Genomic DNA, 22850 nt, shown 5'->3' on the forward strand with positions numbered 1-22850 from the left:
CGCCGGGGGCCCCTTCTTCGTTCGCCTTATTCGCCGATGACCGGCGGCGCGGTGCGCATGTCGGTGCCGAAGACCTCGTCGGGGTCCCCCTCGACCAGGTACGTCGGCCGCGAGTGCTCGGTGTCCTCGTCACCCTCGCCCTTCTGGCCGCGGCCCAGACCGCCGCCGGGCCCCATGCCCCCGCCGCGACCGGCGGCACCCGCACCGAGGCCGCCCATCCCGCGTCCCGCGGCGGCTTCGGCGGCACCGATCCCGCCCGGCCGGGCCGCACCCGACGCGGCACCCGCGCCCGTCGCGTTGCCGGCCCCCGAGCCGCCGGGGCCGAACCCGCCGCCACCGCGGCCGCCGCCACCGCCGCCGATCTTGGAGTTGTAGGCCTCGTCGCCGCCGAAGTTCATCCCGCCCATCGGCATCGGGCTCATCGGCGGCATGCCCCCGAACTGCTGGTTCGGGTTCTGCGTCGAGGCCACCGGGACGGAGCCGGGCGTGAAACCGGACGGCGTGGTGGTGCCCGCGGGCAGGATCCCCGCGCCGGTGGTCGAACCGGGCCCGGAGACGTGCGCGGCCGACCCGCCCAGGCCGGGGACCGGCCCGGAGGAGAAGCCCTGGGCGGTGCCACCGGGCGTGGTGCCCGAGTTGCCGCCGGGCATGTTCACGCTGGACGGGTTGTTGATGCCGTTCTTGTCCCCGGTGCCGTCGGGGTCACCGGAGCTGCCCCCGGTGCTGAAGCTGGGCGGCGGCGCGAAGGCGGGCTGCTTGGAGGCGGCTTCGTAGAGGTTCTTGTCGTACGTCGCCATGACGCTCGCGGCCTCGTCGTGCGCGGCCTGGCTGTCCTTCTGCTTCTGCAGCGACTTGTCGACGTTGTCGGGCAGGTTGAAGGGGTTCGAGGTGGCCCAGCCCTTGAACTCGTCGGTCCAGCTGAAGGGAATGGGAGCCGGCATGGAGTTCTTCGCCGTGGCGGCGGCCTGGCCCTGGTCGTAGATGGTCTCCGAAGCCAGCTTGGCGTTCTGGGAGTTGGCGTCGGACCACTTGCTCAGGCTGGTGAAGTACTGCTGCGCGTTCTCGGCGGCGGTGCCTTCCCAGGTGCCCTTGGACGCGTTCACGGCGGTGCTCATCGACTGCGCGAACTTGTCGAAGACCTGGTGGACCTGGTGGTAGGCGGTCGAGACCTCGGAAACCTGCTCGACGTTGAGGTTGCTCTGGAGGAACGCCTCGAGCTGGGTGTGGTCCGTGCCCTTGTAGTCCGCGTTCGGTGCGTGCAGCCCCGAGACGTACTCGACATCGCGCCCCTGCGTGGCTTCCTTGACGTTCTTGTCCCCCATCTGCTGGGACTGGTTCTTCGCCTGCGCCTGGGCGATCCACTGCTGAACCGGTCCGAACAGCCAGCTGCTGGGGTCGACGCCCTCTTCGGCCTTCTGCTGGAGGTAGGCGTCCCGCTCGGCGGGCGCCATGTTCTGGACCTCTTGGGGCGTCTTGTCCTCGGTCTTCGGCGCCGGGCCTCGTCGCGTGCTCATGTGGGTTCCCCTATCCCTTCGGCAGCCGCGGTTCGACAGCGGCCTTCGCGACCGTCTCGGCGATCTGGCAGGCCTCGTCCGACGAGCCGACCGCCGTCACTTCCACGTCCACCCGGGACGCATCGCCGACCGCCAGAGCCAGCGTGCACCCGGGTGCGGCCCCGTCCGGCGATTCCTTCGCCTTCCGGCCGTTGACGTCCTTGTCGGTCACCCCGCGACCGGTGTCCCTGACCTGGTCGATCGAGGCGTCGTCGCGGACGTTCGCCCCGATCACCATCGACTTGTCGCTCGCCGAGGCGATCTGCTTCTGGTAGGTGCACGAACGGGCGGTGCCGATCTTGCCGTTCTCCGGCGGATCGAACGTCCCGTAGGACTTCAGATCGCTCGTTTCGAGGAGGGAACAGGGATCGGTGATCGACTGGGTCCCGCCGCCGCCCGAGGCCGAACTCTCCGGCGCCTGCGACGACCCGGCCGACGGCGATTGCGCCGGTGAGGCCGTTCCGCCCTGGGTGGTGGTGCACCCGGTCAGCAGCGCCCCGCCGGCGACGAGCGGAAGGACGACGCGAACGAGGAGTTTCGTCATTGCCTCAGGCCTGCTTGGTCTTGAACGCTGAAAAAGCTTCGTTTTCGGTCCCGCTGTAGAGGCCGGCCGCCCTGGCCAGGGCCTGGTCGGCCTGCGTGGCCACTTCCCGGAGCTGGTTCAGCACCGCCCGCGCCGATCCACTGGCTTCGGTGGCGCTCTTCTGGTCGTGCGAGGCGACGGTCTGCCCGTACGGGTGACTCCCGAGCTGGGGTGCCTGGTCGAGCGCGTACACCTTGTGCCCCAGGCCGTCGAGGTCCTTGACCAGCCCGGTCAGCGCGTCCCGGAGCGGCTTGACACCCTCCGGCGTGATCTTGAAGCCACCGCTGGCGGCCGCGGCGACCAGCTTGTCGGTCTGCGCCTTCGCAGCCTGCACCGCGGCGCTCATGGCACCGGACGACAACGGGTTGAGGATGTCCGTGAACGAGCCGCCGCCCCCACCGTCAGCCATCTGCATCGCTGTTCACCCCGATATCGCCTCGCCCGTGCGTGTGCACCCGGAAGTCTACTAGCCGGGCACCCAGCGCAACCGCCGTTCACCGATCTTCACTTCGGACGCACCGCGGGCGCTACCGGTTCCAGACCGTCAGAACTGGCCTTCGAGCTGCGCGTACAGCTGCTGCGCCAAGCGGGCGTTGTCGGCCGGGGCGTAGGTGATCCAGCGCTGGCCGTCCGCCGCCGCGCGGGAGGACATCAGCCAGCGGCCGTTCGGGGTGTCGAACCAGGCCAGCGGGGGAAACGTGCCGCCGCGGGTCTGGGCCGTGAACTGGCCGACGCGCTTCTTCGGCTCCTGGAACACGCGCTCGATCATGCGGACCTGCGGGCCGCCGCCGGCGCTGGGGGAACGCGGGCCGCTGACGCCGGCGAACGGGTCGTACGCCTCGTCGCGGCGCTGGTGGCGGGGCTGCTGGACCGGCCGGGAGATCGTCACCGACTGGCCGGGGGCCGCCGGGGTCAGCGGGAGCAGGTCGACGATCGCCGGGACGATGCCCGTCGGGCGGACCTCTTCGAAGACGATCAGGTTCTCCTCCTGGCGGGCGAGCACCGCGAACTGGCCGTCGGTCGCGACGCGGGCGAACAGGTGGCGGTCGCCCAGCTCGGCGGCCGCGCTGATGGTCACGCTGCCGCGGACGAACGTGACCAGCGCCAGCTCGGCGTCCGGGTCCAGGCGGCCGCGGCTCCACAGCCCGCGGCCGGTCAGGTCGCGGACGACGGCGTCGCGGATCATCGCGCGCTGCTCGACGGTGGTGCCGACGTGCGGAACCTCGAACGGCGTCGGCGCGCGGCCGAGACCGAGCTGTTCCAGCAGGATGTCCACCGCTGCCAGCGACAGCGAGAACGAGTGAGGCATCGTTTCCGTCCCCCCGGGGTGCTTCCGGTCTTCGCCGAAAACGGTAGTCCACCGCTGTGACATCCGGGGCTTTGCCCCGGGCCGGGGGCTCCGCCACCCGGAGCCCCCGAACGACAGCTGTGACATCCGGGGCTTTGCCCCGGGCCGGGGGCTCCGCCACCCGAAGGACAGCTGCGCCCTCAGCGAACCCGCTTGCCCGGCGAAGATCGGCGCTGGTCCGATGGACGCATGGCTGACCCGAAACCCGCCCTCGTCCTGCACCTCGCCACCGGCGGCGAACCGCTGCTGTTCGCGCTGACCAATGAAGAATCCGGGAAGCTGGCGGACAAGCTCGCCCAGCTCGTCAAGGACGGCGCCGTCGAGACGGTGACCACCAAGGACGACAAGGTGGTCGCGGTCAACTTCGCGCACGTCGCCGCCGCCTACATCGACGACCTCACCCGGAAGAGCACGGTGTTCGGCATGCACTCCTGACGCGCGAAGGCCGCCTCACGACGAGCGTGAGACGGCCTTCGCGGAGGACCTCAGAGCTTGTACAGGCGCTTCCAGTTCTCGCGCGAGGTGAGCTCGGGCATGGCCCGCTTGTACTGCTCCTGCACCGCCGCGCCTTCCTTGCGGAGCCGCTGGATGACCTTCGCGCCCTGCTTGGCCAGCGCGAACATCTTCACCCGGTCGTAGGAGCGGACGCGCACGCCTTCCTGGCTGGCGTCGGTGACGACGGCCGTGTCGAACAGGGCGATGTGCCACCAGTTGGCCTCGTCGATCGGCACCGCGCCGAGCCCGAAGCGGCTGCGGCCGAGCACCCGGTCGAGGACCCGCTTGATCAGCACCAGGCGCTGCATGCTGGGCCGCGGCGCGCTGTTGATGATGCCGATGTCGTTGGACGCGATGCCCGGGACGTCGGTCGCCTTGTGGCGCTTGGTCTCCGGGTAGTCGTCGCGGATGCGGCGGATCTCCTTCATTGCCTCGACCCCGCCGTCACGCAGGATCTCCGGGCCCTTCAGGAAGTCCTCGACGGCCTTGATCAGCGTCGCCGACAGGCCGTACTGCATGCCGAGCAGGTAGCGGACCAGCTGCGCGATCAGCACCCGCGAAAGCAGGTTCAGGTTGAACGGCGAGTGCAGGGCCGCCGTGATGATCGAGTTGCGCAGGTTGAAGTACCGGTGCCACTCGTCCCAGTCCTTCATGTGGAAGTCCGCGTGCCACACGCCCGCGCCCGGCAGGGTGACGGTCGGGAAGCCGTGCGCGCGGGCCCGGTAGGAGTACTCGGCGTCGTCCCACTGGAAGAAGAACGGCAGCGGGTAGCCGGTGGCCTGGACGACCTCGTAGGGGATCAGGCACGACCACCAGCCGTTGTAGCCGGCGTCGAGGCGGCGCTCCTGGCGGTTCGGCTTCAGGGTCTCCTCGTCCACGCCGAGCAGGTCGGCGGTGGACAGCGAGTGCTCGACCGGCTGGCCGGGCTCGAGCGTGTTGAGCCGCGCGTACTCGGCGCCGACGTGCAGCTGGTTCGGGTGGAACAGGTTGAGCATCTGGCCGCCGACGATGATCGGGTTGGCGGCGCGGTTGGAGAACGCCGTCATCCGGATCACCAGGTCCGGCTCGAGCAGGACGTCGTCGTCCATGAACAGGACGTTCGCGTGCTCGGTCGCGGTGTGCCCGGCGACCTCGAAGAGGCCGCGGGTGAAGCCGCCGGCGCCGCCGAGGTTCGGCTGCTTGATGTAGTGCAGCTTGTCGCCGAGGTCCTTGGCGACCTGCTCGAAGCCGTCACGCGACTCGACGAGGTCGGTGCCCTGGTCGGCGACGTAGATGGCGTCGAGGGTCTCCAGCGAGGAGACGTCCGCGGCGAGGGCCTGGAGGTTCTTCAGGCAGTCGTCGGCGCGGTTCATGGTGCAGATGGTCACCGCGGTCGGGCGGATCTTCTCCGGAGCGTCGACCGTCCAGCGGACCTGCTCGACGCGCAGCGTCTGGCCGCCCTCGGTCTCGAGGTCGAGCCAGAGCGCGCCGCCGTCGTAGAACTTGTCGAGCTTGCCGGTCAGCGACACCTTCGCCTGCTTGGCGTCCTTGACCTGCTCGGCGGCCACCACGCGGGGCTCGCCCTCGACGTCGGAGGCGCCCATGGAGAGCAGGCCGGTGCCGGTGACGACGGCCTCGACCGAGACCTCGGTCACCGTCGTCCAGCGCTGCCAGTAGCTGGCCGGGAACCGGCCGAAGTACGTGTTGCCCGACACCTTGGAGGCGGGCTCGAGGGAGATCGACGCCCGTTCCCGCACGGCCGCGCCCCACTCGAGCTCGGCGTACAGGTCCTTGCTCACGATCGGCGCCGGGCCGGCGTAGAGCCCGCGCTGCGCCGTCAGGCGGCCCTGCGGAGTGTGCTCGGTGAACCGCGTCTCGGCGGCCGCGCCGGCTTCGGTGGTCGGCGCCGGGGTGGCTGTTTTACCGGGCATGGTTCCTCAGTTCTCCTCAGTCGACGGCTCGCGGAAGACGACCCACTTGAGCATCACGAAATTGATCACGGTGGCGGTGGCCTGCGACACGGCCCAGCACAGGGTGTGCTGCCACGGGGACTCCGGCAGCACGTTCAGCATGAGCTGGTTCACCCCGACGGCGACGAAGAACGTCACGGTGTAGAGCAGGACGAACGAGCCCACCTGCGCCTTCCCGTCGCGGCGCCCGCCGGCGAAGGTGAACTTCCGGTTCAGGAAGAACGCCGTGGTCGTGCCCACGATGAAAGAGATAGCGCGGGCGATGTCGACCCACGGTGAGGTGGCCATCCCGGCCACCTGGGTCAGCAGCGTGTAGGTGCCCAGGTCGACGAGGGCGCAGAAGCCCCCGATGAGGGCGAAGCGGATGAGCTGGCCCAGCAGTCCCGGGGAGGACTGAGCAGCCGCTATGTCGGCTTGCGGATCGGTCGCCACCACTGCATTACCTCGTTGCCTGAGTCATGGTCACCCGCGCGGGCGCTTGTGCCTTGATGCGCAAAGTGTAGAGATGAGCACTTCAGGGTCACGTCTCGGGCGTGGTTGGGCGTGGCTACCCTGGTCGGGTGACCCAAGCACCCAATACACAGCGTCGCACGCTCATGGGCTGGGCGCGGACCGCACCGACCATCGCCGACGTGCTGACCACCGCCGACGTGGAGGTGATCGCCCGCGCCGTGGCCCAGGCCGGTGAACGCGGCGTGATCGCCCGCGGCCTCGGCCGGTCCTACGGCGACCCGGCGCAGAACGCCGGCGGCCTCGTCGTCGATATGACAGCGCTCAACCGGATCCACTCGATCGACCCGGACACCGCGCTCGTCGACCTCGACGCCGGTGTCAGCCTCGACCAGCTGATGCGCGAGGCCCTGCCGTACGGCCTGTGGGTCCCGGTGCTGCCCGGCACGCGCCAGGTGACGATCGGCGGCGCGATCGCCAACGACATCCACGGCAAGAACCACCACAGCGCGGGCAGCTTCGGCAACCACGTCGTGTCGATGGACCTCATCACCGCCGACGGGCAGATCCGCACGCTGACCCCGGAGGGCCCGGACGCCGAGCTGTTCTGGGCGACCGTGGCCGGCATCGGCCTCACCGGCATCATCGTCCGGGCCAAGATCCGGATGACGAAGACCGAGACCGCGTACTTCATCGCGGACAACGAGCGCACGAACAACCTCGACGAGACGCTCGAGCTGGTCAGCAACGGCTCCGACGACAACTACACGTACTCGTCGGCGTGGTTCGACACGATCTCCACCGGCTCGAAGCTCGGCCGCGCCGCCTTCGGCCGCGGCTCGCTCGCGAAGCTGGACGAACTGCCGCCGAAGCTGCGCGCGAACCCGCTGAAGTTCGACGCCCCGCAGCTGGCGACGCTGCCGGACATCTTCCCGAACGGCCTGGCCAACAAGCTGACCTTCGGGGCCATCGGCGAGCTGTACTACCGCAAGACGCCGAAGGCGGCCCGCGGCGTCATCCAGAACCTGACGGCCTTCTACCACCCGCTCGACATGTTCGGCGAGTGGAACCGGGCCTACGGCTCGAAGGGCTTCCTCCAGTACCAGTTCTCGACCCCGCTGAACGCGCACGAGCCGCTGCGGAACATCGTCCGGAAGATCGCCGAGTCGGGGCACGTGTCCTTCCTCAACGTCTTCAAGCGCATGGGCGAGGGCAACGCGGCGCCGCTGTCGTTCCCGCACCCGGGCTGGATGGTTTGCGTCGACTTCCCGATCAAGGACGGCCTGAGCCGGTTCTGCCAGGAACTCGACGAAGACGTCCTGGCGCTGGGCGGGCGGCTGTACACCGCGAAGGACTCGCGCACCTCGCCCGAGACGTTCGCGAAGATGTACCCGCGGCTCGAAGAATGGCGCAAGGTGCGCGCTTCCATCGACCCCGAAGGCGTTTTCGCCTCTGACATGAGCCGGAGGCTCGAACTGTGATCGACGCGGTGGGCAACCCCCAGTCCCTGCTCCTGCTCGGCGGCACGTCCGACATCGCGCTGGCGATCGCCGAGAAGTACCTGGCCGAGAAGCCGCTGCGGGTCGTGCTGGCCGCCCGGCCGTCGCCGCGGCTCGACGCGGCCGCCCAGCGCCTGAAGGACCGCGGCGCCGAGGTCTCCACCGTGGACTTCGACGCCAAGGACACGGCGTCGCACCCCGGCGTGCTGGACAAGGCGTTCGAGGCCGGTGACATCGACGTCGCGGTCGTGGCGTTCGGCCTGCTCGGCGACCCCGAAGAGGTCTGGCAGGACCACGCCAAGGCCGTCGAGCTGGCCACCGTGAACTACACGGCGGCGGTGTCGGTGGGCGTCGCGCTGTCGGAGAAGCTCAAGACCCAGGGCCACGGCACGGTGATCGCACTGTCGTCGGTGGCGGGCGAGCGCGTCCGCCGGTCCAACTTCGTCTACGGCTCGACGAAGGCCGGTTTCGACGGCTTCTACCTGGGCCTCGGCGAGGCGCTCGCGCCGTTCGGGGTGAAGGTGACGGTCGTCCGCCCTGGCCACGTCAAGACGAAGATGACCGAGGGCCTGAAGGACGCTCCGCTGGCGCAGACGGCCGAGCAGGTGGCCGAGACCGCCGTCGGCGCGGCCCGCGCGGGCAAGGACCTGGTGTGGGCGCCCGCGCAGTTCCGCCTGGTGATGTCGGCGCTGCGGCACGTGCCGCGGCCGATCTTCCGGAAGCTGCCGATCTGAACCTCTCCGCCCCCCTCGGCGCGGCGACCCAGGCCCGGCCGTACCTGCGCCCCGGCGAACCGCCGCGGTGGGCGGCGTACGGCCGGGTTCTCGCGTTCGACGTCCGCGGCCTGACGCCGGAGGGGCAGCCGGACAAGAGCCTGCTGCGCAAACTGGGTTCGGGCGTGGCCGGATTCGCGGGTGACGTCGTCCTCGAGGCGATCGCGGGCGGGGACGACAGTGGCTCCGGCAAGCCACCGCCTCCGCAGGTGATCGCCTTCGGCGACCGCGCGGGTGTGCTGGCGCACGAGTTCCTGCGCGGGATCCCGCCGCGCGCCGCGATCCAGCGGCTCTGGGTGCTGACCCCGGCGCGGCTGCTGGTGCTCGACGCGCCGGTGCCGCCGCCCGAACCCGCGCCCGAGCCGGAAAAGTCGTTGCTGGGCAAGGCGGTCGGCTTCGGCCGCGGCGTCGCGAAGTTCGGCAAGGACGTCGCCGGAATCCTCACCGATCGCACGAAGACCTACGGGGAGAACCGCGAGGGCGAACCGATCGGGCTGCGGGAGTTCACCCCGGTGGCCGAGCTCCCCGGCCCGCGGATCGCGCGGGTGGACCGGGCGAAGCGCGGCCGCGAACCGGTGCTGCGGGTGTCCCTTGTGGATGGTTCCGCCTTCGACTTCCTCGAGGAGCGGACCGGGGCGGACCTCGCGGTCAGGACGGCGACGAAGGTCGACGAGATCATCGAGCGCGAGTACCGCGGGCACTGGCTGCGTCCCGGGGAGGTGCTGCGGCTGGGGTGCGCGCCCCACCACGCGCACGTCGGGCTGCGGCTCGGCGGCGTCCGGCACGCGCCGTACGTGCCCGCGCGCGAGGTGCCGAAGGTGACCGGCGGCCCACCGCGCTGGCCGCTCCCCACCAACGCCGTCCCGGACGAGGACTGGGCCGACGACCCGGCGCTGGGCTACTGGGCCACCGCCGACGACCCGGCCCAGGTCGCCGTCCGGCTGGCCGACCACTTCGCCGGCGGCGCCGGCCACGCCCGGCTCACCTGGACGAACCAGCGCCTCGCCGTCGTCTACCCGACGAGCCACCTGGACGGCGGCACCGGCGGGCCGTTCACGACGGCGGAGGAGTTCGACGCGCGGGTGGTCGCCCGGCTGGACGCGGTACCCGGCGGGCCCAGCTTCCCGCCGTCCCCGTCGATCCGGTTCGGCTTCGCGGACGGCTCGGCCGTGTTCCTGCGCGACGCGCTCGCGGCCACGAAAGTGCCACGCGCGCTGTCACGGGCCTGAAGCGCTCAGCGTCACCCCGCGGCGTGGGCCGGCACCAGGTAGAGGTTCTGGCCGCCCACCCACGGTGAGTCGATGTGCCAGCTCGCCAGCGCCGCCCGGGGCGGGGCGCGGCGGGTGGTCGCCAGGACCAGGTCCGGGCTGGCCGGGGCCACGCTGTGGTCGAAGTTGTGGAAGTTGGCCTCCAGCAACGCCCGGCCCAGGTCGCCGCTGAGGCGCTTCGTCTCGGCGATGGCCGGGTCGACCGCGCCGCGGTCGGAGAACTCGTCGACCAGCTCGCAGTCGCACGCGTACGCCAGTGCGCCGACTTCGCCCGCCGTCTCGACTTTGCGGCCGTGGGCGAGCGCCGCCAGCTCGTGGCCGATCTCGCGGTACTCCATGGTCGAGGCGTGGTTGCTGGTGATCGGCGCGAACTGGCGCGGCAGACCCGGCAGCGCGTACACCGCGGCGCTCGCCGCGAGGGCCGCGCCGGCCAGTGTCCACGTCGCTCGGCGCATCCGGGCCGGGACCGCCGACGCGCAGGCCGCGAGGAAGATCGTCGCGCCGATGATGCTCGGCGCGTAGTACCAGTGGTACGGCGGCACACCCAGCCGGCTGTACGCGAGGTAGTGCAGGGCACCCGCGACGGCGAGCGCCGCGAACGGCGTCAGCCGGCGAGCCGTGTCGGAGCCGCGGCGGTACTGGACGAGCCAGGCCGCGCCGGCCAGGGCCGCCAGCAGCAGCGGCAGGAACGACAGCGTCGCCGCGGCCGGGAAGTTGCGCCAGTACAGCAGCGGGCCGTTGGCGAAGCTGAACGGTCCCCACGACTGCTGGCTGATCTTGATGACGAGCGTGTCCGGCACGGCCGAGCCGAGCACCACCCAGCTGAACCCGAACCAGGGCAGCGTGACGGCGAGCGCCGCGAAGGCCGTCCGCCAGATCCCGGTCCAGAACTCGCGGCGGGCGGCGAACAGCACCGCGGCGATCAGCAGCAGGTCGATCCGGACGAGCGCGAGCAGCCCGATCACCACGCCCAGCCACCCCGGCCGCCGCTCCCCGGCGTGGACCAGCGTCCACACGACGCCGGTGGCGCCGAGCGCCACCTCCAGCCCGATCGAGGACAGCAGCAGCGGGTTGACCAGCAGCAACGCGAACGTCAGCGGGGCGAACGCCGCCGGCAGGCCGGTGCGCTCGCCGAGGCGGCGCAGGCCCAGCACGAGCAGCACCTGCGCGGCGACGAACACGACGCCGGCGGCCAGCACGGCGTCGCGCACGACGAACGTGACCGCGCCGAGGGCCAGGACGTTCAGCGGGGACGTCGCGGTGTTCGCCGTCCCCTGCTCGATCAGGCCCCAGTGGCCGTGGAAGGCGAGGTTCTTCGCGTAGGACAGCGTGATGTAGGTGTCATCGATGAGATGGCTGCTGACCAGGGCGAACACCAGAGCGGAGGCGGCCGCGGCGCCTGCGGGCAGGGCCCACGAGCGGGGGACGGGGACGGCCACCGGCAGCGCGCGGGCGGCGTGGGGAAGTTCTGCGGAGGCGCTTCGCATCCGGGCCACCGTACCCCGCCCGTGATGCTTCTGTGATCTGAGCGGGGTACGGGTGGCCGAGGCCACAGTGGCGGATCAGATCCCGTCGCCGGTACCGGGGCCGGCGTTGCCGCGGCCGCCGAAACCGGGTCCGCGCCCGTTGAAGCCCTGGTTGGGGCCCTCGTACTGGCGGTGGATGCCGGGACGGCCGTCGCGCGGGCCGTGGTGGCTCGCGGCGGCGATCCCGCCGACGATGCCGGCACCGACGAGCATGCCGAGCACGCCGACGCCGACCAGCTGGGTGGCCCGGTGGCCGACGAACCGCCGGAACCCACCGGCCGGCCGCGGGGCCGTCTGGGTCGGCCCCCAGTTGCCGTAGGGCGGCCCCGCGGCAGGCTGGGAAGGCGGCGGCTGCTGGCCGTGGACGGCGGTCTGTTCCGCCGGGGCGCCACCGGGGACAGCCGGCTCCGCCGCGGCCGCGCCACTTTCACGTGAAAGTGGCGGCTCGGAAGCGGCACTTTCACGTGAAAGTGGCGGCTCGGCGGAGGTCTGCTCCTCGCGCGGCTGGTCGTTCATGCTCGCTCCTGTGGTCACGGGGACGGGCGCAGTGCCCGCCCCCACCACCTCAGGGTGCGCCGGTCAGCTGTGCGTGACCTGTAGCGAAGCTGTCGATCCGCAATGAGTCACAGGTAGAACGCCAGGAACAGCGTGATCACCCAGGTCGCGCCGAGCACCTGCAGGATGCGGTCCTTGAGCGCGATCTCCTCGGGCTCGCCCGCGATGCCGCCGTCGACGTCGACCGCGTAGCGCAGCACCGCCACCAGGAACGGGACCATCGAGATGAGCGCCCACACCGAGTTGTGCTCGGTCTGGCGGATCTCGAACGCCCACAGGCAGTACGACATGATCAGGATCGCCGCCGACGTCGCCCAGACGAACCGCAGGTAGCTGGCCGAGTACTTCTTCAGTGACGAGCGGATCTTCGCGCCGGTGCGCTCGAAGAGCATGATCTCCGCGTAGCGCTTGCCGGCCACCATGAACAGCGAACCGAACGCCGTGACCAGCAGGAACCACTGCGAAAGCGCGATGCCGCCCGCGACACCGCCGGCGATCGAGCGCATCAGGAAGCCCGAGCCGACGATGGCCAGGTCGACCACCGGCTGGTGCTTGAGGCCGAAGCAGTAGCCGAGCTGGACGGCTTCGTAGACGCCCAGCACCACGGCGAGCTGCCAGCTCGCCGCGAACGACACGCCGAGGCCGGCCAGGAAGAACACGACCGCGGCCCCGTACGCGACGGGAACCGGCACGATCCCGGCCGCGATCGGCCGGTTGCGCTTGGTCGGGTGGGCGCGGTCGGCCTCGACGTCGATGGCGTCGTTGATGAGGTAGACCGAGCTCGCCACCAGCGAGAAGGCCACGAAGGCGATGATCGCGTCGATCAGGAGACCGGTGCGGTCGGTCGACTTCGAGAACGCGAAGAACGGGGCCGCGAAGACCAGGACGTTCTTCACCCACTGCCGCGGCCGCGCCGTCTTGATGACGCCGCCGACCAGGCCCAACGGGCCACGTGACGCTGCCGCCGGGGTCACCGGAGCCTCAGGAGTCACGGCAGTTTCGTCGCTGTTGCGCTGCTCGGTCGTCTCGCTCATGGGTTCTTCTTCAGCTTCCGTCGTATCAGACCGCCGACGAGCCCCCCGAGAGCTGCACCGGCCAGAACGTCTGTCGGATAGTGAACGCCGAGCACGAGCCTCGAGGCCAGCATCGGCGGTACCAGGGCGGGCACCAGGTTACGCCCGGTCAATCCGGAGTAGAGCACCGCCGCCGCCGTCGTGGACGTCGCGTGCGAAGACGGGAAGCTCAATTTGCTCGGCGTGCCGACCAGGACCTCGACGCTCGGGTGGTCCGGTCGCGGCCGCCTGACCACGCGTTTCACCGCGATGGACGCCGCGTGCGCACCCACGACACCGGCCGACGCGACCAGCCAGTCCTTGCGCCGCTTCTTGTCGACCGCAGCCCCGATCAGACCAAGCGCGAACCACCCGGCACTGTGCTCGCCGAAGTGCGACATGCCGCGCGCAGCCTTCACCGAAGCTTCACTCTTCAGAAAGCCCTGCGCCTTGGCCAGGACCGCCACCTCTCCGGTGGGCTGCCCCTTCTCAAGCATCGAGGGACCCGTCGAGCGGCGCGCCGTCGGTCAGGTGCGGGGCGATCTTGTTGTCGAACGCCGACAGCGCCGAGCCGATGGCCATGTGCATGTCGAGGTACTTGTACGTGCCCAGCCGGCCGCCGAACAGCACGTTCTTCTCGCGCGCCTCGGCCTTGGCCAGCTCGCGGTAGGCCTCGAGCTTCTCGCGGTTCTCCGGCGTGTTGATCGGGTAGTACGGCTCGTCGTCCTCGCCCGCGAAGCGCGAGTACTCGCGGAAGATGACCGTCTTGTCCTTGGGGTAGTCCCGCTCCGGGTGGAAGTGCCGGAACTCGATGATGCGGGTGTAGGGGACTTCCTGGTCGTTGTAGTTGACGACCGAGGTGCCCTGGAAGTCGCCGGTCGGCGCGACCTCGGACTCGAAGTCGACGGTGCGCCAGGTGAACTTGCCGGCCGAGTAGCCGAAGTAGCGGTCCAGCGGCCCGGTGTAGACGGTCGGGGTGCCCGCCGGGATGTGCTCGCGCACGTCGAAGTAGTCGACGTTCAGCCGGATCTCGATGTTCTCGTGCTCGGCCATCTTCTCGAGCCACGCGGTGTACCCGTTGACGGGCAGGCCCTCGTAGGTGTCGTTGAAGTACCGGTTGTCGAAGTTGTAGCGGACCGGCAGGCGCGTGATGATGTTCTCGCCCAGGTTCTTCGGGTCGTTCTCCCACTGCTTCGCGGTGTAGCCCTTGATGAACGCCTCGTAGAGCGGGCGGCCGATCAGCGAGATCGCCTTCTCTTCGAGGTTCTGCGCGTTGGCGGTCTCGAACTCGGAGGACTGCTTCGCGATGAGCTCGCGCGCTTCGTCCGGCGTGTGCGACTTGCCGAAGAACTGGTTGATCAGGGCCAGGTTCATCGGGAACGAGTAGACCTGGTCCTTGACCCGCGCGAAGACGCGGTGCTGGTAGTTCGTGAACTCGGTGAAGCGGTTCACGTACTCCCAGACGCGCTTGTTCGAGGTGTGGAACAGGTGCGCCCCGTACTTGTGCACCTCGATGCCCGTCTCCGGGTCGGGCTCCGAGTACGCGTTGCCGCCGATGTGGCTGCGTCGCTCGAGGACGAGGACCTTCTTGCCCAGCTCGGCCGCGGCCCGTTCGGCGACGGTCAGGCCGAAGAAACCGGACCCGACGACGATGAGGTCGTAACCTGCGAAATCGTCTTCAGTAATCTTGGCGGGGTTCGTGTGCGCGCTCACGGGCGTCGAGGGTACGGGGGCCGGTCACCCGGCCCGCACCCGACTATCACATTTCGGCCTACGACACACCTGGAAAGCAGTGCCTGCACCCGAGGACTTCTGGAGCTACTTCGGCGCGGTGGCCACCTACCTGGCCGTGCTGGCGGTCCCCGGCGGGGTCGTCGGGTGGGCCGCCGGCCTGCGCGGCTGGGCCCTGGCCGGCCTCGCGCCGCTGCTCAGCTACGCCGTCGCCGGCCTGGCCGGGCCCTGGCTGGCCATCGCGCACGTCCCGTACGGCTCGCTCAGCGTCGCCGCGTGCACCCTGCTGCTCGCCGCCGTGCTCTACGGCCTGCGCCGCCTGGCGGCGGCGCGCGGCTGGCTCACCCCCGGCGAGGAGCCGGGGCTGCCGTGGACGCGCCGGGCGCACCTGGCCGTCGGCGCCTGCGTCGCGGTCGCCGTCGCCGTGTCGATCACCGTGGTGGTCTCCGGCCGCGGCGGGACGACCGCGGTGTTCCAGCGCTGGGACACCGTGTTCCACGCGAACGGCATCCGCTACATCGCCGAGACCGGCGACGGCTCCCTGACCGGCATGGGGACCATCAACTGGTACCCGCAGGGCTCCTTCTACCCGAACGCCTACCACCTGGTCGGCGCCCTGGTCTACGAGCTGTCCGGGACGTCGATCCCGGTCACGCTCAACGCCGTCACGATGCCGATCGCGGGCCTGTTCGCGCTGGCCATGGCCGCGCTGGTGCGCCAGCTCGGCGGCCGCGCGGTGTTCGCCGGCAGCGCCGCGCTGGTCGCGGGCGGGGCGACGACCGGGGCGTACGAGTCGGTGTCGAGCGGGCTGCTGCCCTTCGCGCTCGGCATCGTGCTGACGCCGCTGGCGGTGGTCGCGCTGCAGCGGTTCCTCGCGCGGCCGGGCGTGGACACCGGCGCGGTGCTCGCGCTGAGCGCGACGGGCCTGCTGGCCGCGCACTCGAGTGCACTGTTCGGGGCGATCCTGTTCGCGTTCCCGCTGGTGGTGCAGCGGTGGTACCGCGCGGTGCGCGGCCGCCGCGTCGACGGCGTCCCCGAGGGCACGCGGGCCTGGCGGGTGGTCGGCGGCGACGTCCTGCGGATGCTGCCGGTGATGGTCTTCGCCGGGCTACTGGGCGCGCCGATGATCCTCGGCGCGATCGGCTTCACCTCCGGCTCGTACCCGTACCACGCCTGGGGCTCGCACATGCCGGTGTGGAAGGCGCTGGCCATGCTGGCGACGTTCAAGCAGGTGCTGCCGGTCCCGCAGATCTGGCTGACGGTGTTCCTGGCGATCGGCGTGTGCACGCTGGTGGCGCTGCGGCGGATGCGCTGGCTGGTGCTCTCGGCGCTCGGGCTGTCCGCGCTGTTCGTCGTCGTCGCGTGCTTCGGCGGCGAAGACTGGGTGATCAGCCTGTCGCGGCCCTGGTGGAACGACCGGTTCCGGCTGATGGCGCTGGCGTCGATCCCGCTGTGCCTGCTCGCCGCGCACGGCATGAGCGAGACGCAGCGGTGGCTGGCGAAGCTCGCGAGCGGGCGCGCGTGGGTGCGCGCGCGGCCGTGGCTGACCGGCCGCGTCGGACTGGCGACGGCGGTGCTGCTGGTCGTGGCCATGGGCGTGCTGACCGGCGGGTTCTACCGCGCGGCCAACGCCAAGACGGTGTCACTGCTCTACTACAACGGCCTGCCCGGCGAGGTGGTCCCGCCGGTCAGCCAGGACGAGATCGACGCGATGGAGCACCTCGGCACGCTCGGCATCCCGGCCGGCCAGAAGGTGCTCAACGACCGGCTCGACGGCACGGCCTGGATGTACGCCCTCACCGGCGTGCACCCGGTGGCCGGCCACTACGACGGCGGCGTGGCCCCGCCGGACGCGCTCTACCTGGCCCAGCACTTCGCCGACTACGACCGCGACCCCGAGGCACGCGCGGCCGTTCAGCGCCTGAACGTCCACTACGTGCTGGTGGGCAGCGGCACCATCCGCCGGGACACGCCCATCGCGCGCGGCCTGCAGCACCTGGACGGGCAGGACTTCCTCGAAGTCGTCTACCGGAACCCGGGCGCGGTCATCTACCGGATCGTGAAGTAGAACGCCCTCGTGGCCGCGGCGCCCCTCCGCGGCCACGAGGGCCCCCGCACCCCCGGGGTGATCTCGTCGTCTGCAAGGTATCGACGCCTCAGGGGCGGCAATCGGTTTCCCGATCACCCCGAAGTCACCCGTTCGGACTAGCGAAGCTCCGGCAGCACGTCGCTCGCCACCTGCTCCAGCACGGCTTCCCGGCCCTCGTACGGCGACGACGACCGCGGCCAGTGCGAGATGACGTCGGTGAAGCCCAGCTCCCGCGCCCGGCCCACCGCGTCGCGGAACGCCTCCACGCTGCTCAGCGAAAACACCGGCGACGCGTCCAGGCTGAGGTGCCGCTGGATGCTCGGCCGCTCGCGGCCCGCCGCGTCCAGCCGCTGGTCGAACAGGTCCGTGAGCTCCTTGATCCCGCGCCACCACTCGTCGGCGGTCTCGCCACCCTTGCCGGTGGTCACCCAGCCCGCGCCGAAGCGCGCGGCGAGGGTCATCGTGCGCGGGCCGTTCGCCGCGACGACGAACGGCAGCCGCGGCCGCTGGACGGGACCGGGCAGGTTGCGGGCCTCACGCGCCCGGTAGTACTCGCCGTCGAAGTCGAACTTGTCGGTCATGAGCAGCCCGTCGAGCGCCTCGACGAACTCGGTGAAGCGGTCCGCGCGCTGCTTGGGTGTCAGCTCCGGGGTGCCGATGACCATGCCGTCGTAGTGGCGGTGGTCGACGCCCGCGCCGACGCCGAGGACGAACCGGCCGTCCGAGATGTCGTCGAGGGTGTTGAGCTCGCGCATGAACGGCACGGGGTGCCGGGCGACCGGCGACGCCACGAACGTGCCGAGCCGGATCCGGGACGTCACCATCGCCGCCGCGGTCAGGGTCGGGACGGCGGAGAACCACGGCCCGTCGACCAGGTTGCGCCAGCCCAGGTGGTCGTACGTCCACGCGTGGTCGAAGCCGTACTCCTCGGCGGCGCGCCACTTCGGCTCGGCGGCCCACCAACGATCTTCCGGAAGAATGACGATGCCTACTCGCACACTGCCGGACGCTAGCGGTAACCACCGACAGTCGCACGGACGGGCGGGGCTCCACCCGAACGAGTCAGGGACAATGGCGGAGTGGAGAGACCCCAGTTGATCGCGTCCGACGTCGACGGCACCCTGCTCGGCCCCTCCGAATCCCTGACCGCCCGCACGATCGCCACCGTCCGCCGGGCGATCGACGCGGGTGTGCCGTTCGTGCTGGCCAGCGGCCGGCCGCCGCGGTGGATCGCCCCCATCGCGAAGCCGCTCGAGCTCACCGGGTACGCCGTGTGCGCGAACGGCGCCGTCCTGTACGACTGCGCCCGCGAAGAGATCGTCGAGGTGCACGGCCTGCTCCAGCCCACGCTGCTGCACGACATCGCGCACGCGCTCGACCGGGCGCTGCCCGGCTGCCGGCTGGCGACCGAGCGCGTCAGCATCGGCGCGGTCGACCACGACATGCGCAACTTCGTGATCGAGCCGGACTACCACAACCCGTGGGGCGACGGCGAAGGCCGCACCGGGCCGCGCGCCGAGGTCCTCGGGCACCCCGCGATCAAGCTGCTGGTCAGCCACCGCGGGATGTCGTCGCAGGAGATGGCGGACGCGGTGAACGCGCTGTTCGACCGGGAGGTCGACGTGACGTATTCGTCATCCGGCGGGCTGGTGGAGGTCTCCGCGCACGGCATCACCAAGGCGACCGGCCTGGCCGACGTCGCCGAGCGGCTGAACGTCGACCAGGGGCGGGTCATCGCGTTCGGCGACATGCCCAACGACGTCGAGATGCTGCGCTGGGCCGGCCACGGCGTCGCGATGCAGAACGGGCACCCGCAGCTGCTCGCGGTGGCCGACGAGGTCACCGGCCCGGCCGGCGAGGACGGCGTCGCGCAGGTCCTCGAGCGCTGGTTCTGACCATCTCGGGGGGCGACGCCCCGGATGTCAGTGCCGGTCGAGCTCGGCCGCTTCGGCCGGGGTCGGCGCCGTGCCGCCCAGGTGCGCGGGGAGCCACCAGCGTTCCTCGTCGGACGCGGGCTGGTCCGGGTATTCGGCCTGGGCGCGGTCGAGCAGCGCGCTCATCCGGGTGCGCAGCTCCTTCGTGACGACGTCCCAGTCGTCGCCCTTCGCCGGGTGCATCGGCTCGCCGATGAGGATCGAAATCGGCACGTGCCGCTGGGTCAGGTCCTTCGGGCGGCCCTTCGTCCAGAGCCGCTGGGTGCCCCACAGCGCCATCGGCACCACCGGGACCCCGGCCGCCGCGGCCATCCGGACCGCACCCGACTTGATCTCCTTGACGGTGAACGACCGGCTGATCGTGGCCTCCGGGAAGACCCCGACGACCTCGCCGGCCTGCAGCTTCGCGAGCGCCTCGCGGTAGGAGGCCAACCCGGCGGAGCGGTCGACGGAGATGTGGTGCATCCCGCGCATCAGCGGCCCGGCGATGCGGTTGTCGAAGATCTCCTTCTTCGCCATGAACCGCGTCAGCCGCTTGGCCGGGCGCGCGCCGAGTCCGCAGAAGATGAAGTCCAGGTAGCTGATGTGGTTGCACGCGATGACCGCGCCGCCGCGGCGCGGGATGTGCTCCGCACCTTCGATCCGGATGCGGTTGTCGAGTACCCGGAACATCGTCCGGGCCGCCGCGATCACGGGCGGGTAAACCAAGTCAGCCATCCGGCCAGGTTACGGGACCGTAGGTTCTTGCCCCCGGTTCAGCGGGCAAGAACACAGTACGAGGGCGGTCAGCAGCGTGAACAGCGCGACGGACTGGTGCTTGACGCCCTCGATGCCGTCGCCGAGGGCCGCGGTGCCGAACTGCGTCACCGAGACGGCGAACAGGAACGCCACCGCGACGCCGAGCGCGGTCCGCCGGTGGCACCAGGCCCTGACCAGCAGGAACAGCCAGATCGGCCCCAGTGCGAACAGCCCGAGCGGGGCGATCAGGCCGGTCAGCCACGACACCACCGGTACGCGGTGCTCCTGCGCGTGCGGCGGGAACCCGGCGCTCTGGTCGAAGCTGCCGAGGTAGCCCGGCCGCGCCGTGAGCTGGTCGGTGGCGGCGCGGTCGAGCACCTCGAGGGTCCGGCCGGGGTGGGTGGCGAAGTACGTCACGACGTTCCGGCGGCTGATCCGGTCGCGGTACCGCGGGTACTGCGGGTCCATCGTCGCCGGGTGCGGGTGCCACCAGCCGTTGCCCGCGTACTGCGCGAACGACGGCGGCAGCCCGAGCTCGGCCAGGTCCGCCCGGCTGTCGTGCTTCCCGTCGACGATGTTGAGGAAGATCGAGTTGAAGACGTTGATCTCGCGGGAGTCGTCGCCGGGGAACTCGGTGTACGTGCCGTCGGGCGCTCGCGCGGGCTCGACGCTCTGCTGCGCGTAAAGCGTGACAGCGCCGATCGCGCCGATGACCAGCGCCGCCGACGCCCACCGCTTGGCCCCGCGCAGCCCGCCCGGCCGGACCAGCAGGATGGCCAGCGCGAGGATCGGCAGGATGGTCAGCGTCTGGACCTTGGCGTTGACCGCCAGGACCCCGCCCGCGAACGTCACGGCCATGCCCGCGTAGCTCCACCGGCCCTCGCGCGCGGTCAGGAGCAGGCCGCCGACGGCGAGCAGCAGGCCGAGGAAGGCCGCGCCTTCGCCGAGGATCGCGGCGAAGTACCCGAAGAACGCCGAGTCCGCGACGACCAGCACGAGCCCGGCCGCCACGAACAGCCGGATCCGGCGCGGGTGCGGCAGGCCGAGCACGATCGCCGTGACCGCCGCCGCGGCGATGACGCTGCTCAGGAGGCCGAGGATGACCAGGCTCAACGTGCCGTGCAGGCCGATCAGCCGTCCGATCCGGACGGCCAGTTCCGCGAGCCAGCTCTGCGTCAGCAGGTACGTCGGCCGGCACGGCGGTGTGCCCGGCGCGGGTGTGTAGGCGAGGTGGACGAACGGCTCGGGCAGGCCGTTCCAGGTGATCCCGGCCCCGCACAGCACGCGGCCGCCGTCGCCGTTGTTGGACATCGCGATCGGGCGGGGCACCAGGAACCGCACGACGAACAGGGCCAGCGTCACGCCGAACACCCCGAGCCCGAGCCGCGCCTCCGCGCCCAGCTGCCGGTGGGGGGCCTCGAGCTTCACGAAGGACAGGGTACGTAGCGGAAGTCCGGTCCCTTGTCGAGGTCGGCGACCAGTGACGTCGCCTGTTCCGCCCGCGGGTACACCGACACCCAGTACGGCGTGCCGACGCGGCGGAAGGTCGCGACCTCGTACTTGCCCGCGTACACCGGGTCGATCGCGCAGTGCTGGCGGTCGTCGTAGCCGCCGTCGGCGGGCACGGCGACGGTCGGGCGGCGGCCGTTGACGACGTAGTCGTAGTCGGTCGCGACGCCGCCGTCGTGGCGTCCTTCGCGGGCGATGTGGTCGTCGGTGCGGCCGAGGACGTCGATGATGAGCAGCTGCCCGCCGTGGGCGGCGAGCGCGCCGGGCGCGGCGGCGCTGACCACCGAACCGGGCGGCAGGTAGTCGCCGAGCCAGCCGCCGATCTCGGCGAGCTCGGTGCCGTGCGCGTGCCAGTTGCGCACGCGCTCGAGCATCTCCGGGCTGAACACCGAGACGAAGACCGCGATGCCGGCCAGCCCGCACGCGATGACCGGGACCAGCCGCGGCGACGGCTTCGCCACGACGTCCGCGGTGAGCACGCCGTACGTTCCGGCGGCGGCGACGGCGAGCAGCGGCGGCACCGGGGCCAGCAGCCGCCACGACGGCCCGGGGTCGCCACCGATGAGCACCGCCGCCGCGGCGAGCCCGGCCGCCGTCACCAGCAGCAGCCAGAGCAACGCCCGGGCCTCGAGGGCGTCCGTGCGCCGCAGCACCAGCGCGACCGCGGCGACGAGGCCGAGGAGCAGGAAGCCCTGGTGCGCCAGGGCGAACCCGGACAGGTACGGCCAGCCGGTGGCGAGGTGCTCGCTGAGCGGCCCGCCGAACTTCGCGGCCAGCGGCGCGGGGAGGAAGTGCCGGTAGAACGTCGCACGCCAGGCCAGCCGCGGGATCAGGAAGACGAGCGCGCCCAGCAGGTACCCGACCGGCGCCCACCAGCTGTGCTTTCCCTTGAGCGCGGCGCCGGCGAGCCACAGGCCGGCCAGCGCGGCGACCACCAGGCCTTCCGGGCTGGTCATCACGGCGAACGCGACGAGCACCCCGGCGACGACCGGGCGGCGCGCGGCGAGCGCGTAGCCGATGGCCAGGACGAGCAGCACGAACAGCGGGACTTCGGACCCCGACGCCCCGTAGACGGCGAGGCCGCCGGCGGCGGCGGTGAGCACCGCGGCGGCCACCCCGATCGCGGGCCGCGGGCCGGCGCCGTCCGGGGTGGCCGCGACGACGATCCGGTTGGCCAGGAAGCAGGCCAGGAGGACGCAGCCGAGCGCGGCGAGGACGCCGAAGACGACGGCCGTGGTGCGGATGTCGGCCCCGAACGCGGCGCGCGGGAGGGCGACCAGCACCAGCCAGAGGAAGTTCGTGTACCCCTCGACGCGTTCGCCGGGGTTGAAGACCGGGCCGTTGCCGTCGGCGATGTTCTGCGCGTAGCGGAACGTGACGAGCGCGTCCTCGGTGACGGTCGCGAACAGCAGCTGGTGCAGCAGGGACAGGCCGAGCGTGAGGGTGAGGACGAACGCGCGCCAGCCGCGATCGACGTCGAGCCGGTGCCAGGTCAGCACCACGACCGCGGCGACGACCAGCCACGCCACCACGACCGCGTAGACCACCCGGCCCCCTCCACCTCGTCACCGCACCCGCCCGGCCAGGTTATCGATCACCGGCGGCGAGGCGTTTCCCGTGGGCCGGTCACGGACCCGAATGGGGTGGATCACTTCGCCGGCGCCAGTCAATCAGTAATATTCACCGCCCAGAATAACCCGTTCGGGTGTCACCTCAGTCGGCTGAAGTGACGTCGGGAGAAATCGCCGATCGGGGTATCACGTCGACGCGACGGTCCGGTCTTTCCCGGCTTAGTCTC

At 71.2% G+C, this 22850-nt stretch carries 21 protein-coding genes; 6 read left to right on the forward strand and 15 right to left on the reverse strand.

The window, feature by feature from the left end:
- Positions 1-26: 26 nt before the first annotated feature.
- The 4 genes from DV20_RS39280 to DV20_RS39295 all read right to left on the reverse strand — a co-directional run bounded on the left by DV20_RS39280 (position 27) and on the right by DV20_RS39295 (position 3445).
- A complete protein-coding gene (locus DV20_RS39280) occupies positions 27-1514 on the reverse strand; it encodes a hypothetical protein (protein WP_043788612.1) in 1488 nt (495 codons plus the stop codon).
- 10 nt (positions 1515-1524) lie between these two features.
- On the reverse strand, positions 1525-2097 hold the full coding sequence (locus tag DV20_RS43505) for a DUF3558 family protein (protein ID WP_043788613.1): 573 nt from the start codon (positions 2095-2097) through the stop codon (positions 1525-1527).
- A 4-nt stretch (positions 2098-2101) separates the two neighbouring features.
- Positions 2102-2551: a hypothetical protein gene (locus tag DV20_RS39290; protein WP_043788615.1), complete on the reverse strand. Its 450-nt coding sequence runs from the start codon at positions 2549-2551 to the stop codon at positions 2102-2104.
- A 129-nt stretch (positions 2552-2680) separates the two neighbouring features.
- On the reverse strand, positions 2681-3445 hold the full coding sequence (locus tag DV20_RS39295) for an ESX secretion-associated protein EspG (RefSeq protein WP_043788616.1): 765 nt from the start codon (positions 3443-3445) through the stop codon (positions 2681-2683).
- A gap of 228 nt (positions 3446-3673) precedes the next feature.
- Between DV20_RS39295 and DV20_RS39300 the strand changes: the two genes are divergently transcribed.
- Entirely contained in the window at positions 3674-3919 is a 246-nt protein-coding gene (locus DV20_RS39300; RefSeq protein WP_043788617.1) for a hypothetical protein, read from the forward strand.
- Positions 3920-3969: 50 nt separating this feature from the next.
- On the opposite strand, the gene DV20_RS39305 is transcribed toward DV20_RS39300, so the two are convergent.
- Together DV20_RS39305 and DV20_RS39310 are read right to left on the reverse strand one after the other, a co-directional pair.
- Positions 3970-5889, reverse strand: a complete 1920-nt coding sequence (locus DV20_RS39305; RefSeq protein ID WP_043788618.1) for a glycosyltransferase — start codon at positions 5887-5889, stop codon at positions 3970-3972.
- A gap of 6 nt (positions 5890-5895) precedes the next feature.
- Entirely contained in the window at positions 5896-6363 is a 468-nt protein-coding gene (locus DV20_RS39310; protein WP_043788619.1) for a GtrA family protein, read from the reverse strand.
- A 161-nt stretch (positions 6364-6524) separates the two neighbouring features.
- Here DV20_RS39310 and DV20_RS39315 point away from each other — a divergent pair, with 161 nt between their 5' ends.
- Genes DV20_RS39315 through DV20_RS46875 form a run of 3 tightly spaced genes read left to right on the forward strand, consistent with a single transcriptional unit; the run spans position 6525 to position 9879 of the window.
- On the forward strand, positions 6525-7859 hold the full coding sequence (locus DV20_RS39315; protein WP_200876597.1) for an FAD-binding oxidoreductase: 1335 nt from the start codon (positions 6525-6527) through the stop codon (positions 7857-7859).
- A complete protein-coding gene (locus tag DV20_RS39320; RefSeq protein ID WP_043788621.1) occupies positions 7856-8611 on the forward strand; it encodes a decaprenylphospho-beta-D-erythro-pentofuranosid-2-ulose 2-reductase in 756 nt (251 codons plus the stop codon). The genes DV20_RS39315 and DV20_RS39320 overlap by 4 nt, the downstream gene beginning before the upstream one ends.
- On the forward strand, positions 8530-9879 hold the full coding sequence (locus DV20_RS46875) for a hypothetical protein (RefSeq protein ID WP_235191132.1): 1350 nt from the start codon (positions 8530-8532) through the stop codon (positions 9877-9879). Before DV20_RS39320 ends, DV20_RS46875 begins: the two co-directional genes overlap by 82 nt.
- Before the next feature lie 11 nt (positions 9880-9890).
- Here DV20_RS46875 and DV20_RS39335 read toward each other — a convergent pair whose 3' ends face one another.
- From DV20_RS39335 to glf, 5 genes are all read right to left on the reverse strand, one after another.
- Positions 9891-11405 (reverse strand): hypothetical protein, encoded by a 1515-nt coding sequence (locus DV20_RS39335; RefSeq protein WP_043788623.1) that lies wholly within the window; start codon positions 11403-11405, stop codon positions 9891-9893.
- A gap of 75 nt (positions 11406-11480) precedes the next feature.
- Entirely contained in the window at positions 11481-11960 is a 480-nt protein-coding gene (locus tag DV20_RS39340; protein ID WP_043788624.1) for a hypothetical protein, read from the reverse strand.
- Between the two features lie 107 nt (positions 11961-12067).
- Positions 12068-13033 (reverse strand): decaprenyl-phosphate phosphoribosyltransferase, encoded by a 966-nt coding sequence (locus tag DV20_RS39345; RefSeq protein WP_043788626.1) that lies wholly within the window; start codon positions 13031-13033, stop codon positions 12068-12070.
- Positions 13030-13548 (reverse strand): phosphatase PAP2 family protein, encoded by a 519-nt coding sequence (locus DV20_RS39350; RefSeq protein WP_043788627.1) that lies wholly within the window; start codon positions 13546-13548, stop codon positions 13030-13032. The genes DV20_RS39345 and DV20_RS39350 overlap by 4 nt, the downstream gene beginning before the upstream one ends.
- The gene (glf, locus tag DV20_RS39355) at positions 13541-14764 is read right to left on the reverse strand and encodes a UDP-galactopyranose mutase (RefSeq protein WP_043788628.1); all 1224 of its coding nucleotides are present in this window, start codon (positions 14762-14764) and stop codon (positions 13541-13543) included. The genes DV20_RS39350 and glf overlap by 8 nt, the downstream gene beginning before the upstream one ends.
- 79 nt (positions 14765-14843) lie before the next feature.
- On the opposite strand from glf, the gene DV20_RS39360 reads away from it, so the two are divergent.
- Positions 14844-16850 (forward strand): DUF6541 family protein, encoded by a 2007-nt coding sequence (locus DV20_RS39360; RefSeq protein WP_043788629.1) that lies wholly within the window; start codon positions 14844-14846, stop codon positions 16848-16850.
- A gap of 137 nt (positions 16851-16987) precedes the next feature.
- Here the strand turns inward: DV20_RS39360 and DV20_RS39365 are convergent, their stop codons facing one another.
- Positions 16988-17869, reverse strand: coding sequence for an LLM class flavin-dependent oxidoreductase (locus tag DV20_RS39365; RefSeq protein ID WP_043788630.1), 882 nt, complete (start codon positions 17867-17869; stop codon positions 16988-16990).
- Between the two features lie 96 nt (positions 17870-17965).
- On the opposite strand from DV20_RS39365, the gene DV20_RS39370 reads away from it, so the two are divergent.
- Complete coding sequence (locus DV20_RS39370) at positions 17966-18766, forward strand: Cof-type HAD-IIB family hydrolase (RefSeq protein ID WP_043788631.1); 801 nt, start codon at positions 17966-17968, stop codon at positions 18764-18766.
- Between the two features lie 27 nt (positions 18767-18793).
- On the opposite strand, the gene DV20_RS39375 is transcribed toward DV20_RS39370, so the two are convergent.
- The 3 genes from DV20_RS39375 to DV20_RS39385 are packed head-to-tail and all read right to left on the reverse strand — an operon-like array spanning position 18794 to position 22599.
- The gene (locus tag DV20_RS39375; protein ID WP_043788632.1) at positions 18794-19522 is read right to left on the reverse strand and encodes a lysophospholipid acyltransferase family protein; all 729 of its coding nucleotides are present in this window, start codon (positions 19520-19522) and stop codon (positions 18794-18796) included.
- Positions 19523-19531: 9 nt separating this feature from the next.
- Complete coding sequence (wsfD, locus tag DV20_RS39380) at positions 19532-20971, reverse strand: glycan biosynthesis hexose transferase WsfD (RefSeq protein WP_043788633.1); 1440 nt, start codon at positions 20969-20971, stop codon at positions 19532-19534.
- The gene (locus DV20_RS39385; RefSeq protein ID WP_043788635.1) at positions 20968-22599 is read right to left on the reverse strand and encodes a DUF2339 domain-containing protein; all 1632 of its coding nucleotides are present in this window, start codon (positions 22597-22599) and stop codon (positions 20968-20970) included. The genes wsfD and DV20_RS39385 overlap by 4 nt, the downstream gene beginning before the upstream one ends.
- Between the last annotated feature and the right edge of the window lie 251 nt (positions 22600-22850).

It is taken from the genome of Amycolatopsis rifamycinica, from assembly GCF_000695625.1.
Taxonomy (GTDB): Bacteria; Actinomycetota; Actinomycetes; order Mycobacteriales; family Pseudonocardiaceae; genus Amycolatopsis; species Amycolatopsis rifamycinica.

What these genes read in the sequence shown, in the direction of transcription:
- DV20_RS39280 (WP_043788612.1), bottom strand. Translation starts at nt 1,514, where the DNA reads ATGAGCACGCGACGAGGCCCGGCGCCGAAGACCGAGGACAAGACGCCC.
- DV20_RS43505 (WP_043788613.1), bottom strand. Translation starts at nt 2,097, where the DNA reads ATGACGAAACTCCTCGTTCGCGTCGTCCTTCCGCTCGTCGCCGGCGGG.
- DV20_RS39290 (WP_043788615.1), bottom strand. Translation starts at nt 2,551, where the DNA reads ATGCAGATGGCTGACGGTGGGGGCGGCGGCTCGTTCACGGACATCCTC.
- DV20_RS39295 (WP_043788616.1), bottom strand. Translation starts at nt 3,445, where the DNA reads ATGCCTCACTCGTTCTCGCTGTCGCTGGCAGCGGTGGACATCCTGCTG.
- DV20_RS39300 (WP_043788617.1), top strand. Translation starts at nt 3,674, where the DNA reads ATGGCTGACCCGAAACCCGCCCTCGTCCTGCACCTCGCCACCGGCGGC.
- DV20_RS39305 (WP_043788618.1), bottom strand. Translation starts at nt 5,889, where the DNA reads ATGCCCGGTAAAACAGCCACCCCGGCGCCGACCACCGAAGCCGGCGCG.
- DV20_RS39315 (WP_200876597.1), top strand. Translation starts at nt 6,525, where the DNA reads ATGGGCTGGGCGCGGACCGCACCGACCATCGCCGACGTGCTGACCACC.
- DV20_RS39335 (WP_043788623.1), bottom strand. Translation starts at nt 11,405, where the DNA reads ATGCGAAGCGCCTCCGCAGAACTTCCCCACGCCGCCCGCGCGCTGCCG.
- DV20_RS39340 (WP_043788624.1), bottom strand. Translation starts at nt 11,960, where the DNA reads ATGAACGACCAGCCGCGCGAGGAGCAGACCTCCGCCGAGCCGCCACTT.
- DV20_RS39345 (WP_043788626.1), bottom strand. Translation starts at nt 13,033, where the DNA reads ATGAGCGAGACGACCGAGCAGCGCAACAGCGACGAAACTGCCGTGACT.
- DV20_RS39350 (WP_043788627.1), bottom strand. Translation starts at nt 13,548, where the DNA reads ATGCTTGAGAAGGGGCAGCCCACCGGAGAGGTGGCGGTCCTGGCCAAG.
- DV20_RS39375 (WP_043788632.1), bottom strand. Translation starts at nt 19,522, where the DNA reads ATGGCTGACTTGGTTTACCCGCCCGTGATCGCGGCGGCCCGGACGATG.